General features: G+C 61.9%; 14 protein-coding genes. 10 read left to right on the top strand and 4 right to left on the bottom strand.

Annotated features, from left to right (window positions below):
- Positions 1-163 precede the first annotated feature (163 nt).
- Positions 164-871, top strand: a complete 708-nt coding sequence (locus ABLV49_RS12855) for a VIT1/CCC1 transporter family protein (protein WP_349276936.1) — start codon at positions 164-166, stop codon at positions 869-871.
- Between the two features lie 23 nt (positions 872-894).
- Here ABLV49_RS12855 and ABLV49_RS12850 read toward each other — a convergent pair whose 3' ends face one another.
- Entirely contained in the window at positions 895-2,139 is a 1,245-nt protein-coding gene (locus ABLV49_RS12850; protein WP_349276934.1) for a nitronate monooxygenase, read from the bottom strand.
- Positions 2,140-2,471: 332 nt separating this feature from the next.
- On the opposite strand from ABLV49_RS12850, the gene ABLV49_RS12845 reads away from it, so the two are divergent.
- Positions 2,472-3,020 carry an NADPH-dependent FMN reductase gene (locus ABLV49_RS12845; protein WP_349276932.1) on the top strand — a complete coding sequence of 183 codons (549 nt, stop codon included), beginning with the start codon at positions 2,472-2,474 and terminating at the stop codon, positions 3,018-3,020.
- 83 nt (positions 3,021-3,103) lie between these two features.
- Here the strand turns inward: ABLV49_RS12845 and ABLV49_RS12840 are convergent, their stop codons facing one another.
- Positions 3,104-3,757 carry an FMN-dependent NADH-azoreductase gene (locus tag ABLV49_RS12840; protein WP_349276930.1) on the bottom strand — a complete coding sequence of 218 codons (654 nt, stop codon included), beginning with the start codon at positions 3,755-3,757 and terminating at the stop codon, positions 3,104-3,106.
- Positions 3,758-3,916: 159 nt separating this feature from the next.
- Here ABLV49_RS12840 and ABLV49_RS12835 point away from each other — a divergent pair, with 159 nt between their 5' ends.
- From ABLV49_RS12835 to ABLV49_RS12805, 7 genes are all read left to right on the top strand, one after another.
- Entirely contained in the window at positions 3,917-4,846 is a 930-nt protein-coding gene (locus tag ABLV49_RS12835; protein ID WP_349276928.1) for a LysR family transcriptional regulator, read from the top strand.
- A 215-nt stretch (positions 4,847-5,061) separates the two neighbouring features.
- Positions 5,062-5,703: a peroxiredoxin gene (locus tag ABLV49_RS12830; RefSeq protein WP_349276926.1), complete on the top strand. Its 642-nt coding sequence runs from the start codon at positions 5,062-5,064 to the stop codon at positions 5,701-5,703.
- Positions 5,704-5,818: 115 nt separating this feature from the next.
- Positions 5,819-6,397: an RBBP9/YdeN family alpha/beta hydrolase gene (locus ABLV49_RS12825; protein ID WP_349276924.1), complete on the top strand. Its 579-nt coding sequence runs from the start codon at positions 5,819-5,821 to the stop codon at positions 6,395-6,397.
- Positions 6,394-7,386: a sulfate ABC transporter substrate-binding protein gene (locus tag ABLV49_RS12820; protein ID WP_349276922.1), complete on the top strand. Its 993-nt coding sequence runs from the start codon at positions 6,394-6,396 to the stop codon at positions 7,384-7,386. The genes ABLV49_RS12825 and ABLV49_RS12820 overlap by 4 nt, the downstream gene beginning before the upstream one ends.
- 2 nt (positions 7,387-7,388) lie before the next feature.
- Positions 7,389-8,282 carry a sulfate ABC transporter permease subunit CysT gene (gene cysT / locus ABLV49_RS12815; RefSeq protein WP_349276920.1) on the top strand — a complete coding sequence of 298 codons (894 nt, stop codon included), beginning with the start codon at positions 7,389-7,391 and terminating at the stop codon, positions 8,280-8,282.
- Positions 8,279-9,187, top strand: coding sequence for a sulfate ABC transporter permease subunit CysW (cysW, locus tag ABLV49_RS12810; RefSeq protein WP_349276918.1), 909 nt, complete (start codon positions 8,279-8,281; stop codon positions 9,185-9,187). Before cysT ends, cysW begins: the two co-directional genes overlap by 4 nt.
- A gap of 23 nt (positions 9,188-9,210) precedes the next feature.
- Entirely contained in the window at positions 9,211-10,308 is a 1,098-nt protein-coding gene (locus ABLV49_RS12805) for a sulfate/molybdate ABC transporter ATP-binding protein (protein WP_349276916.1), read from the top strand.
- Positions 10,309-10,320: 12 nt separating this feature from the next.
- On the opposite strand, the gene ABLV49_RS12800 is transcribed toward ABLV49_RS12805, so the two are convergent.
- The gene (locus ABLV49_RS12800) at positions 10,321-10,674 is read right to left on the bottom strand and encodes a VOC family protein (RefSeq protein ID WP_349276913.1); all 354 of its coding nucleotides are present in this window, start codon (positions 10,672-10,674) and stop codon (positions 10,321-10,323) included.
- Between the two features lie 218 nt (positions 10,675-10,892).
- Here ABLV49_RS12800 and ABLV49_RS12795 point away from each other — a divergent pair, with 218 nt between their 5' ends.
- A complete protein-coding gene (locus ABLV49_RS12795; protein ID WP_349276911.1) occupies positions 10,893-11,399 on the top strand; it encodes a disulfide bond formation protein B in 507 nt (168 codons plus the stop codon).
- Positions 11,400-11,432: 33 nt separating this feature from the next.
- On the opposite strand, the gene ABLV49_RS12790 is transcribed toward ABLV49_RS12795, so the two are convergent.
- The gene (locus ABLV49_RS12790) at positions 11,433-12,251 is read right to left on the bottom strand and encodes an amidohydrolase family protein (RefSeq protein WP_349276909.1); all 819 of its coding nucleotides are present in this window, start codon (positions 12,249-12,251) and stop codon (positions 11,433-11,435) included.
- Positions 12,252-12,294: the final 43 nt, after the last annotated feature.

The following is a 12,294-nucleotide window of genomic DNA, read 5'->3' as shown; positions in this document are numbered from 1 at the left end:
GGCGTTTTCGCAATACAGTAATGCATATACAGCTACTAATTTTATAGCATTGATTGATCCGTTCGGAAATCTGTCGCAAGCCCCCGGCTGTGCTTCAATGACCCATCTTTCTGCCTGAAACGCCGCCGTGCCGCGGCTTGACCTTTTTCAACAGGAGCCTCCCTTGCCCAAGAAACCGCTCAGCCGCCACCTGGAACGCCATCGCACGGACCGCATCGGCTGGCTGCGCGCCGCCGTGCTGGGCGCCAACGACGGCATTGTCTCGACCGCCAGCCTGGTGCTGGGCGTGGCTGCCGCCGGTGCCGATCAGCAAGCTATTTTGGTCGCCGGCGTGGCCGGGCTGATGGCCGGCGCCATGTCGATGGCGGCGGGGGAATATGTCTCGGTCCACTCCCAGGCCGACACGGAAAACGCCGAGCTGGAGCGCGAGCGCCTTGAAATCGAACAGCATCCGGTCGCGGAACATGCGGAACTGGCGGGCATCTATACGGCACGCGGCCTGAGCCCTGAACTGGCCCGCCAGGTGGCCGAACAACTGATGGCGCATGACGCACTGGGCGCCCATGTGCGTGATGAACTGGGAATTTCCGACACCTTGAGCGCGCATCCGGTCCAGGCGGCCCTGGCATCGGCAACCAGCTTTGCGCTGGGCGCGGCGTTGCCGCTGGCCGTCATCGCCCTGGCGCCAGCGCGGGGGCTGACCGCCTGGGTGGCGCTGACTTCGCTGGTTTTCCTGGCGCTGCTGGGCGCCCTGGCCGCCCGTGCCGGTGGCGCCAGCCTCGTCGCCGGCGCCTGGCGCGTCACGTTCTGGGGCGCGCTGGCGATGGCGATCACCGCAGGGGTGGGCGCACTGTTCGGCGCTGTTGTGTAAACGCCTGCGCGCCGCCGGGGCAGTTACTCGGGCAGCAGCAACTGGTTGTCAACGCTGAACTGGTAATCCCGGAAGATGTGCTCGGCGCTCAGGGGCAGGTAAGTGCCGTCGGGCAGCATTCTTGTGGTGTCCTTGAGCCGGTAGGTCATGCTGCCGCAGGTCCAGCAGTTGTAGTTGCGCATGTGGGTGCACAGGCAGGTCTTGTCCATGACCGACAGGTTTTTGCCGTCCGGGTGGATGACGATTTGCGCGTTGTAGGCCGTGATGTAGGCGCAGTTGCCGTTGCCGTCGAGCAGGTAGCCGTAGGCTTCGCAGTTGGGCCGGATGCCCGAGCCGATGGCCGGCGTGTTTTGCAGCATGCGCATCGGGTAGCCGGTCGGCGAAATCGTGTTGACCACGATGTCTTCCTCGCTGGCCCTGAAATACTCCTGCTTGACCTTGGCCGGCAGTCCGCATTCATTGGCCACGGTGAAGCGCGTCGCCACCTGCACGGCGGCCGCGCCGTTTTCAAGGAATGACACCGCGTCGCTGCCGGTGAAGATGCCGCCGGCGGCAATCAGGGGAATGTCGATCTGCTCGGCTTTCAGGTAGGCCGCGATCTCCGCCACGATGGTCGCCAGGTCGTACTTGGCCCAGTCCATGCCGAAACCCAGGTGTCCGCCGGCCAGCGGGCCTTCAACGATCACATAGTCCGGCAGGCGCTGCAGGCGGGCCGTCTTGCGCAGGAACAGCTGCAGGGCGCGCACCGACGACACGATGATGCCCAGCTTGGCGTCGCGAAAGCGCGGGTGCCCGGCCATCAGGCCAAACGAGCCCAGGTGCAGGCCGGCGCTCAGGGTGATGCCGTCGATGCCCGCATCGAGCGCCGAATTGAGCCGCACTTCCAGCGTGTCGCGCGGCGAATTCATGGTCAGCTTTTCCATGACGTTGACGAACACCATGCCGTCGCCGCGCTTGGCTTCCATGGTCTTGCCCACATGCAGCCGGGTCGCTTCGGCCAGTTGGCCCAGATCAAACTGGACGCTGCTCTTGTCCGAGTTGGCGATGTTGTGCTTGTAGAAGCGGGTTTTTCCCTTGACAAATTCCGTGTCGAAGCGCCGGTCGGAAACGTCATGGATCAAGGCGTCGGAAATATGGCCAATGCCGCCCAGGCGCGCAGCCTCCAGCGCCAGCTCGGCGGTGGAAATATCGACGCCCATTCCGCCAATGATGATCGGAACCAGTTCTTTGTGGCCGAATTTCAGGCGGAAATCATCAACTCTTTTCATCAGTGTCCTTGTTGCGGTGGTGGTGAGGCGGGTGAACGCGTCTCAGCGATTTTCGACGATAGCGGGGGTAGGGAGAAATGAACTTGTCAATACCCATGAATGGTAATGCCTTGACTGACCGCCGCCGGGGCGGGCTTGCCTTCACAAGCCCGCTAAAACCGGTATTAGATCAAATGACTGTGTATTAAGGTGCGTGGCTGGCGCGGGTCCGTTGGCGCTCCCAAATTCTTGCCAGCAAGATTCCAGGCTGCTTTGCATAATGCACCTGCTACTTTCAGCTTTCTTTATCAACCTGCCGGTTGGATGAACTAACCGGGTTTCTGGAGAATTTCATGGCTCAGTACACCATCGCTGTCGTTGTCGGCAGTCTTCGCAAGGATTCGTTCAACAAGAAGCTCGCCGGGGCGCTGGAAAAGCTGTTTCCGGCCGATTTCAGTTTTACCCATGTCCGCATTGACGACCTGCCCCTGTACAACCAGGACGATGACGGCAACCCGGCCGCGCAGGTCACGCGCATCAAGGGCGAGATCACGGCGGCGCAGGGGGTGCTGTTTGTCACGCCCGAATACAACCGGTCCATTCCCGGCGTGCTGAAAAATGCCATTGACCATGCATCGCGTCCCTACGGTCAAAGCGCCTGGAACGGCAAGCCTGCCGGGGTGATTGGCGCGTCGGTCGGCCCCATCGGCACGGCCATGGCGCAGCAGCACCTGCGCAACATGCTGGCCTACCTGAACATGCCGGCGCTGGGGCAGCCCGAAGCCTTCATCCACAACAAGGAGGGGCTGTATGACGCGGCGGGCAATATCGGTGAAGCCAGCCTGAAGTTCTTGCAGGGCTGGGTCGATGCCTATGTGGCCTGGGTTAAAAAGCACGCTTGATACGTAGCGTGAGACGCCCATAAAAAAACCCGCCATGGCGGGTTTTTTTATTTGGGGATGGCTAAAAAGCCTTGAGTTCGGAATCAGGCAACCAGGACTGCCTGCGGCTGGTTGGCGGCACTGTGGGTTTGCGCCAGGATTTCAACCTGCGCGGCGGCCAGCGCGGCGGCCTTGGCGGCTTCGCCCATCGCCAGGCCTTCGGCCCGGACAAAGCGCACATCGGTCACGCCGAAGAAGCCGAAGACGGTTTTCAGGTAGCTTTCCTGGTGTTCCATGGCATTGCCGGCGTCACTGGTCGAATACATGCCGCCACGGGCCGAGGCCACGATGATGGTTTTGCCGCCGGCTAGGCCGACCGGGCCTTTTTCGGTGTACTTGAAGGTGCGGCCGGCCTGGGCCACGCGGTCAATCCAGGCCTTGAGCTGGCTGGGAATCGAAAAGTTGTACAGCGGCGCACCGATCACCAGCACATCGGCTGCCATGAACTGCGACACCAGGGCTTCGGAAGTGGCGTTTTCGCGCTGTTGCGCATCGCTCAGCTCAGCCGTGCCGGCAGGCAGGCGAAAACCCAGGGACTCGGCCGACAAATGGCTCGGGCTGTCCATGGCCAGGTCGAGGTAGTTGACTTCGGTGGCCGGATGGGCGGCGCGCCATGACGCGACGATTTGCGCCGTCAGCTGGCGGGAAACCGAATTGCTGCCCAGGATGCTGGAGTCGATGTGAAGAAGCTTGCTCATGATGAAATCCTTGCGTTGGCGTGGTTGAAGAAGTTTGTGAGGCTGACTGCTGTGTTTCAGCCATGGATAGATTGTGTGTGCAGGCCAATGCTTTGATAAGCCGGCAAAATCGCGATAGATTGTTCTATTCACGGGACAATAAATTCAATGGAGCGGCCAATGGAAGACCTGAATGACATGCTGTACTTTGCCGAGGTCGCGGAGCGCGGCGGTTTTGCCGCTGCCGGACGGGCGCTGGGTGTACCGAAATCCCGGCTGTCGCGCCGCGTGGCCGAACTGGAATCGCGCCTGGGCGTTCGCTTGCTGCAGCGCACCACGCGCAAGCTGTCGCTGACCGAAGTCGGCGACATCTATCTGCGCCACTGCAGCGCCATGCGCGATGAAGCACTGGCCGCTGCCGAGGCGGTGGCGCATCTGCAGGTGGAGCCGCGCGGCATGCTGCGCGTGACCTGCCCGGTCACGCTGGCCCAAAGCACGCTGGGCTACCTGATTCCCCGTTACCTGGCGCTGTTTCCGCTGGTCAAGCTCGATTTGCGTGTGACCAACCGGGTGGTTGATCTGGTGGAGGAGGGCATCGACATCGCGCTGCGGGTGCGGCCCACGCTGGACGACAGCGGCAGCCTGGTGGTCAAGCAACTGGGTGCGACCTGCGGCCATTTGCTGGCCAGCCCGGAACAGCTTCGCCGGCAGGGCACACCGGCGACCCTCGAAGACCTGGTCCGGCTGGACACGGTGGCCATGTCCGCGACCGACGGGCGCAGCGCCTGGGTGCTGGTCGGACCCGAAGGACAGGAATTTGTGTTTCAGCACCAGCCGCGTTACGTGGCCGACGACCTGCAGACGCTCAAGCTGGCCGTGCTGGCGGGAACAGGCATCAGTTTTTTGCCTGAATTCCTCAGCAGGGCCGAGCTTCAGGCGCAACTTCTGGTGCCGGTGCTGCCGGGCTGGGCGCCCAAACCGGGCATGGCGCATGCGGTTTTCCCCTCGCGGCGCGGCCAGATACCGGCGGTGCGCAGCTTTCTCGACTTTCTGGGCAAGTACATGCAGGGTGAAGAAGTGCTGGGGAGCGAATCGCCGGACTCATCTTGAGTCAGTTTTTATAAAGAAATAGCTGCTTTGCGCAATATGGATAGGCTGTAACAGCTATTGAAAACATAGCAAAAAGTTAAAAAATCGACTCTTTTTATCGAATTCAATTGAATTCTCTTATTCAATTTAAATCATAAATTAAGAGGAATATATTCTTTTGAGTTTTAAGGATTCCGCTCCAGAATACCGGCTACCAACCATTTCAGGAGCGAATCATGACCACTCTCAGACTCGGCGACACGGCCCCTGACTTCAAGCAGGACTCGACCGAAGGCACGATTTCATTTCATGCCTGGGCCGGCGATTCGTGGGTGGTGCTGTTTTCGCATCCGGCGGATTTCACGCCGGTCTGCACTACTGAATTGGGGAAAACCGCAGCGCTGGCCAGCGAATTCGCCAAGCGAAACGTCAAACCCATCGCCATCAGCATCGACCCGCTGGATTCGCACGGCAAGTGGGTCAGCGACATCAATGAAACCCAGAACACCACGGTGAATTTTCCGATCCTGGCCGATGCCGACAGGACCGTGGCCAATCTGTACGACATGATCCACCCGAACGCCTCGACCACCGCCACGGTGCGCAGCGTGTTCATCATCGACCCGAAGAAAGTCATCCGCGCCACCTTCACCTATCCGGCCAGCACCGGCCGCAACTTCGATGAAATCCTGCGGGTGATCGATTCGCTGCAGCTGACCGACAGCCACAAGGTGGCCACGCCGGTGAACTGGAAAGACGGCGACGACGTGGTGATCGTGCCCAGCATCCAGGACCCGGCCGAACTGGCGCAGCGTTTCCCCAAGGGTTTCACGGCCGTCAAGCCCTATCTGCGCATCACGCCGCAACCCAACAAATGAACAGAGCCCCCACGCTTGTCGCTTCGCGTACTGCGCTGCCCCCCGAGGGGGCTGTGCTTGCCTGGGGCGGCCCGGCGCGGTGCACTTCTATCGTTTTTTGCTAAGAACCCGTACCGTGCGCATCATCATTGTTCCCGGCTGGCGCGATTCCGGCCCCGGTCACTGGCAAAGCCTGTGGGCCGACCGGCTGCCTGGCGCGGTGCGCGTGCGGCAGGACGACTGGATCACGCCCAGCCGCAACGCCTGGGTTGCATCGATTGCCCAGACCATCGTGCAGCAGAACGAGCCGGTGGTGGTCGTCGCACACAGCCTGGGCTGCATTGCCACCGCGCATCTGCCGCCAGAGGCGATGGACAGGATTCAGGGCGCCTTGCTGGTGGCGCCGGCCGACCCGGAACGCCGCGCCGTGCTGAGCGACTTCGCGCCCGTGCCTTTTCAGAAGCTGCCTTACCGCACCATTTTGGTGGCCAGCGCCAATGACCCTTATTGCCCGGTGCGGCTGGCGGGCGCTTATGCTCGGGCCTGGGGCAGCGAATTTGTCCGCCTGCAGGACGCCGGCCACATCAATACCGAATCAGGCCACGGCGAATGGCCGCTCGGCATGGCGTTGTTGCAGTCGCTGGCATGGGACGGCACCGATGCCCCATTTTCAAAGCTTTCTTCTTCACCTCCTGGATTTCTGGAAACGGCATGACCTCAAAATTAAAAACACTCCTGGCCGCACTTGCGCTAGCCACGGGCGGCCTGGCATCAAGCCAAACCCTGCTGAACGGCTCGTATGACGTGGCGCGCGAGTTCTACAAGGACTACAACGCCGCCTTCATCGCCCATTACAAGAAAACCACCGGCAAGGACGTGAAAATCGACCAGTCGCATGCCGGCTCCAGCGCCGTGGCGCGTTCGGTGGCCGATGGCCTGGACGCCGATGTGGTGACCATGAACACCTCGACCGATGTCGAGTTCCTGGCCAATGCCGGCGTGGTCGCCAAGGACTGGGCCAAGCGCTTTCCGGGCAACGCCTCGCCGACCACCTCGACCATGCTGTTCCTGGTGCGCAACGGCAATCCCAAGGGCATCAAGGACTGGGACGACCTGACCAAGCCCGGCATCCAGGTGATCGTGGTCAACCCCAAGACCGGCGGCAATGGCCGCTACACCTACCTGGCCGCCTGGGGTTATGCCAAAAAGAAGGGCGCGACCGATGCGCAGGCCGCCGAGTTTGTCGGCAAGCTGTACAAGAATGTTCCGGTGCTGGGCAAGGGCGGGCGCGATGCGACCACGGCCTTTTTGCAGCGCAACATTGGCGATGTGCTGGTGACCTTTGAGTCCGAAGTGGTGTCGGTGAACAAGGAGTTTGGCGAAGGCAAGGTCGATGCGGTCTATCCGTCCATCAGTATCCTGGCCGAAAACCCGGTGGCGGTGGTCGAGCGCACCGTGGCCAAGAAGGGAACGGCTGAACTGGCCAAGGCCTATCTGGATTACCTGTATTCGGATGAAGGGCAGGAAATTGCCGCCAAACATGCGATGCGTCCTTATTCGCAGGCCATTCTGAAAAAGAACGCCGCTGTTTTCAAGCCCATCCAGTTGTTCACGGTGCAGGAAATGTTCGGCTCGCTGAGCGAAGCGCAAAAAGTCCACTTCAATGACGGTGGCCAGTTCGACAAGCTCTACACCGTCCGTTAAGCATGAATGCCTTGATTTCCGGGGCGCCATCCGCAGGGGTGGCGCCGCCGTTGCGTGCAAACGCTAAAAGAACCCCCCAGCGCGTGCTGCCCGGCTTCAGGCTCACCCTGGGCTACACGGTGCTGTACCTGAGCCTGATCGTGCTGATCCCGATCACGGCGCTGTTCTTCAAGACCTTCACCCTGACCTGGGAGCAGTTTGTGTTCGCCGTCACGTCACCGCGCGTGATGGCCTCGTACCGGCTGACGTTCGGCGCTTCTCTGATTGCCGCGCTGGTCAACCTGGTGTTTGGCCTGCTGCTGGCCTGGGTGCTGGTGCGCTACAAGTTCCCGGGCAAGAAAATCGTTGATGCGCTGGTCGATTTGCCGTTCGCGCTGCCGACGGCCGTGGCCGGCATCTCGCTGACGGCGCTGCTGGCCGGCAACGGCTGGCTGGGCCAATATTTGGAGCCGATGGGCATCAAGCTGGCCTTCACGCCGGCCGGCGTGGTGATTGCGCTGATTTTTGTCGGCATGCCGTTCGTCGTGCGCACGGTGCAGCCGGTGCTTGAAGATGCCGAAAAAGAGCTTGAGGAGGCCGCCACGGCGCTGGGCGCCAACCGGCTGCAGATTTTCACCAAGGTGATTTTTCCGCACATCGCCCCGGCCCTGCTGACAGGTTTTGCGATGGCCTTTGCCCGCGCGATTGGCGAATACGGCTCGGTGATCTTCATTGCCGGCAACATGCCGATGATTTCCGAGATCACGCCGCTGATCATCATCGGCAAGCTGGAGCAGTACGACTACGCCGGGGCCACGGCGGTTGCAGTGGTGATGCTGGTTATCTCGTTCGCCTTGCTGCTGGTCATCAATGCGCTGCAGGCCTGGCAGCGTAAAAATACGGGAGCATCCTCATGAGCGGGCCATCCTCGCAACCCGTTCGCCGGGTAAAAGCCGGAACCACCGAAGCGCCCTGGGTCCGCTACACGTTGATCACGGTGGCGCTGCTGTTCGTGCTGCTGTTCCTGATTTTGCCGCTGGCCGCCGTGTTCACCGAGGCCTTGCGCAAGGGTTTTGGCGCTTATTTCGCGGCGCTGCGTGAGCCCGATGCCTGGTCGGCCATCCAGCTCACTTTGATTGCCGCCGGGATTTCCGTGCCGCTGAACCTGGTGTTCGGCGTGGCGGCGGCCTGGGCGATTGCCAAGTATGAGTTTCGCGGCAAGTCATTCCTGACGACGCTGGTGGACTTGCCGTTCTCCGTCTCGCCCGTGGTGGCTGGTCTGATGTACGTGCTGCTGTTCGGCGCGCAGGGCTGGTTCGGGCCGTGGCTGCAGGCGCATGACATCAAGATCATCTTTGCCGTTCCCGGCATCGTGCTGGCGACCGTGTTCGTGACCTTTCCGTTCATCGCGCGGGAGCTGATTCCGCTGATGCAGGCGCAGGGCAACGACGAAGAGCAGGCGGCCATCGTGCTGGGCGCGACCGGCTGGCAGACCTTCTGGCATGTCACGCTGCCCAACATCAAGTGGGGGCTGATTTACGGTGTGATCCTGTGCAATGCGCGGGCCATGGGCGAGTTCGGCGCGGTGTCGGTGGTGTCGGGCCATATTCGCGGGCAGACCAACACCTTGCCGCTGCATGTGGAAATTCTGTACAACGAATACCAGTCGGTGGCTGCCTTTGCCGTGGCGTCGCTGCTGGCCATCCTGGCGCTGGTCACGCTGGCCATCAAGTCCGTGGCCGAATGGCGTCATGAAGCTGAAATGAAAGCGGCGGCCCAATTGCCGCCGGAGCGGCCGCAAGCTGTTGCTGGCATTCGTTGAACACACGCTGGAAAAAATAAATCATGGGTATCGAAATTCGCAATGTCAGCAAGCAGTTTGGCAACTTCCAGGCGCTGGCCGACGTGAGCCTGGACATCGAAGCGGGCGAACTCGTCGCCTTGCTCGGCCCCTCGGGCTGCGGCAAGACCACGCTGCTGCGCATCATCGCCGGGCTGGAAACGCCGGATCAGGGCAATATCTTCTTTAGCGGCGAGGACACCACCGACGTGCATGTGCGCGAGCGCGGGGTTGGTTTTGTGTTCCAGCATTACGCGCTGTTCCGCCACATGACGGTGTTTGAAAACGTCGCCTTCGGCCTGCGCGTCAAGCCGCGTGCCTTGCGGCCCAGCGAAGCGCAGATCAGGGAAAAAGTGCATTCGCTGCTCAGCCTGGTGCAGCTTGACTGGCTGGCGGACCGCTTTCCGTCGCAGCTGTCCGGCGGCCAGCGCCAGCGCATCGCCCTGGCGCGGGCGCTGGCGGTCGAGCCCAAGGTGCTGCTGCTCGACGAGCCCTTCGGCGCGCTCGACGCCAAGGTGCGCAAGGAGTTGCGCCGCTGGCTGCGCCGCCTGCATGACGACCTGCATGTCACCAGCATTTTTGTCACGCACGACCAGGAGGAAGCCCTGGAAGTCGCCGACCGCGTGGTGCTGATGAACGCCGGCAAGGTCGAGCAGATCGGCTCGCCGCAGCAGGTCTGGGACCATCCGGCCAGCCCCTTCGTCTATGGTTTCCTGGGCGATGTGAACCTGTTCCACGGCCGCGCCCACGAAGGCGAGGTGCAACTCCAGGGTATGAAGCTGGATTCGCCCGAGCACAGCGGCGCGCAAAACGCCAAGGCCTTTGCCTATGTGCGTCCGCACGATTTCGAGGTCAAGCGTTATGCGCCGGGCGCCCAGGGCTTGGTAGCCAGGCTGGACCGGGCGATTGTCATCGGTCCGATTGCCCGGCTGGAGCTGGTTCCCGAGGACAGCAAGCAGGCCGCCAAGGGCGTCGCTGAGTCGCTGGTCGAAGTGCAGATTTCGGCCAGTCAGTACAAGGACATGGGCCTGCGCGAAGGCGACATGCTGGTGCTCACGCCGCGCAATGTGCGTGTGTTCGTGGATGCGGGCGAGGGGATCTGACGCAAGGCAGCCTTAACCAGCGTAGGCCTGCTTCAGCTCGGCGATGTCGAGCTTTTTCATCTGCATCATGGCCTTCATGGCGCGCTGGCCGTTGGGCGAATCGGGGTCGCTGACCATGTCGGGCAGCATGGACGGCACGATCTGCCATGACACGCCAAACCTGTCCTTGAGCCAGCCGCATATCTGGGCTTTCTCGTCGCCGCCCGCCGAGAGCTGGTTCCAGTAGCCGTCGATTTCTTCCTGCGTGTCGCAGAACACTTGGAATGAAATCGCCTCGTTGAACTTGAACTCCGGCCCGCCATTGAGCGCCGTGAACGGCTGGCCATCGAACCAGAGGCAGGGTGCGATCTTTTGCGTGATTTTCATGGGGGCTCCTTTGGTAGAGTTGACGCCTGCCGTGGGCGCAGGGTCTGGGGAAATCGAGCCTCAAAATTACTGCTTGATGCCCCACTGCGGTTGTAGGACCAGGCCGAAGGTGCTTATCCGTGATCCGGGCTAATTGCGCAGGTCCGGGAACTAATCCGGTGCCAGGCCCACGAACCACCGAACGATCAACCGATCAAGCCATAAAAAGAGGGAAACCGATGTTTTTGAAGTATTTTGACGCCATGCCACGCCGTGTGCTGGCACTGACGGCCGTGGTGTGCGTGGCCCTGCTGGCCTTTGGCCTGTACCTGCAGCATGTCGTGGGCCTGGAGCCTTGCCCGATGTGCATCGTGCAGCGTTACGCCTTGGTGCTGGTTGCCATCGTGGCGGGCCTGACGGCCATCACGTCCAACAGAAAAGGCTTGATCACGGGTTCTAGCGTTCTGCTGCTGCTGGCCGGTTTTGGTGCGTTCGTCGCCGCCCGCCAGAGTTTTCTGCAGTGGTATCCGCCTGAAATTTCCTCATGCGGCCGTGACTTTTACGGAATGATCGAAACCTTTCCGCTCCAACGCGCGATTCCCATGATTTTCAAGGGCAGCGGCGACTGCTCCAAGGTGGACTGGACCTTTCTGGGCGGCTCAATTGCCAACTGGTCTTTTGTCTGCTTTGCCGTCATCGGCTTGACCGCGCTCACGTTGATTGCCCGTCTGGCCCGTCAACGCTGAACCCTGCGGGATACCCGTCAGGCAGCGCATGTTTCAGGCGCCAAATCCAAACAGCCGCCTGGGCGTGTCCCACCACACGGCTTGGCGCGCCGCCTCATCGGGCAGCAACTGCTCGAACAGCGCCAGCAAGGGACCGTAGTCAATCCGGGCCGGCGCACGCAAGAAGGGCCAGTCTGACGCCCAGACCAGGTTTTGCGGCGTGTAGGCTTCGACCAGCGCCTGCACAAACGGCCAGGCATCCGGGTACGGATACGGCTGGTCCGAACATTTGGTCAGCCCCGACAGCTTGACGCAGGCGCGGCCGGTGTCGGCCAGCGCCAGCAGCGCGGCAAAACCGGGCTGGCCAACGCCCGCCTTCGGATCGGGGCGGCCGCAGTGGTCAAACAGCAGGCGCGCGCCGCTGTTCTGCAGCAGCGGCCGCAAGGCCACCAGTTCGTCGGCCTGAACCTGCACCTGCGCCCACATGCCCAGTTCGCGCAGGCGCTCCAGCAGGGGGCCGGTATCGCGGTAGAAATCGACGCCCAGCAGCGCCACGTTGAAGGCCACGCCGACCACGCCCGCAGCCTGCAGATCCTGCAGTTCGGTGCGGCTGGCGTCGTTGCGAACGACGGCGATGCCCTTGTAGCGGCCCACGCCGCGCGCCAGTGCGTCGAGCAGGCAGCGGTTGTCCAGGCCATAGCCCGAGTTCGGTCCGACGATCAGCGCATGCCGCACGCCATGGGCATCGAGCACCTGGCCGAGGTTGTCGGCCGTGCCGGTCTCGCCGCCCGAGGGCCGGTACCACGCGTCGTCCGCATAGGGAAAGCGGGCCGGGTCGAAGACATGCACATGACAGTCGATTCTGGGTTGCAAGGTGAATTCCATTGGGTGGTTTGAGGTCGCGCCAGTGTCTGTT

This window comes from Polaromonas hydrogenivorans (assembly GCF_040105105.1).
GTDB lineage: Bacteria > Pseudomonadota > Gammaproteobacteria > Burkholderiales > Burkholderiaceae_C > Polaromonas > Polaromonas hydrogenivorans.
The sequence above is the reverse complement of the archived record's forward strand: the minus strand, read 5'-3'. Positions and strand labels throughout refer to the sequence as shown.

Bases quoted from the DNA above. Each gene is read 5' to 3' on its own strand.
- ABLV49_RS12805 (WP_349276916.1), top strand. From the start codon at position 9,211: ATGGGTATCGAAATTCGCAATGTCAGCAAGCAGTTTGGCAACTTCCAG.
- ABLV49_RS12840 (WP_349276930.1), bottom strand. From the start codon at position 3,757: ATGAGCAAGCTTCTTCACATCGACTCCAGCATCCTGGGCAGCAATTCG.
- cysT (WP_349276920.1), top strand. From the start codon at position 7,389: ATGAATGCCTTGATTTCCGGGGCGCCATCCGCAGGGGTGGCGCCGCCG.
- ABLV49_RS12800 (WP_349276913.1), bottom strand. From the start codon at position 10,674: ATGAAAATCACGCAAAAGATCGCACCCTGCCTCTGGTTCGATGGCCAG.
- ABLV49_RS12845 (WP_349276932.1), top strand. From the start codon at position 2,472: ATGGCTCAGTACACCATCGCTGTCGTTGTCGGCAGTCTTCGCAAGGAT.
- ABLV49_RS12820 (WP_349276922.1), top strand. From the start codon at position 6,394: ATGACCTCAAAATTAAAAACACTCCTGGCCGCACTTGCGCTAGCCACG.
- cysW (WP_349276918.1), top strand. From the start codon at position 8,279: ATGAGCGGGCCATCCTCGCAACCCGTTCGCCGGGTAAAAGCCGGAACC.
- ABLV49_RS12795 (WP_349276911.1), top strand. From the start codon at position 10,893: ATGTTTTTGAAGTATTTTGACGCCATGCCACGCCGTGTGCTGGCACTG.
- ABLV49_RS12835 (WP_349276928.1), top strand. From the start codon at position 3,917: ATGGAAGACCTGAATGACATGCTGTACTTTGCCGAGGTCGCGGAGCGC.
- ABLV49_RS12850 (WP_349276934.1), bottom strand. From the start codon at position 2,139: ATGAAAAGAGTTGATGATTTCCGCCTGAAATTCGGCCACAAAGAACTG.
- ABLV49_RS12830 (WP_349276926.1), top strand. From the start codon at position 5,062: ATGACCACTCTCAGACTCGGCGACACGGCCCCTGACTTCAAGCAGGAC.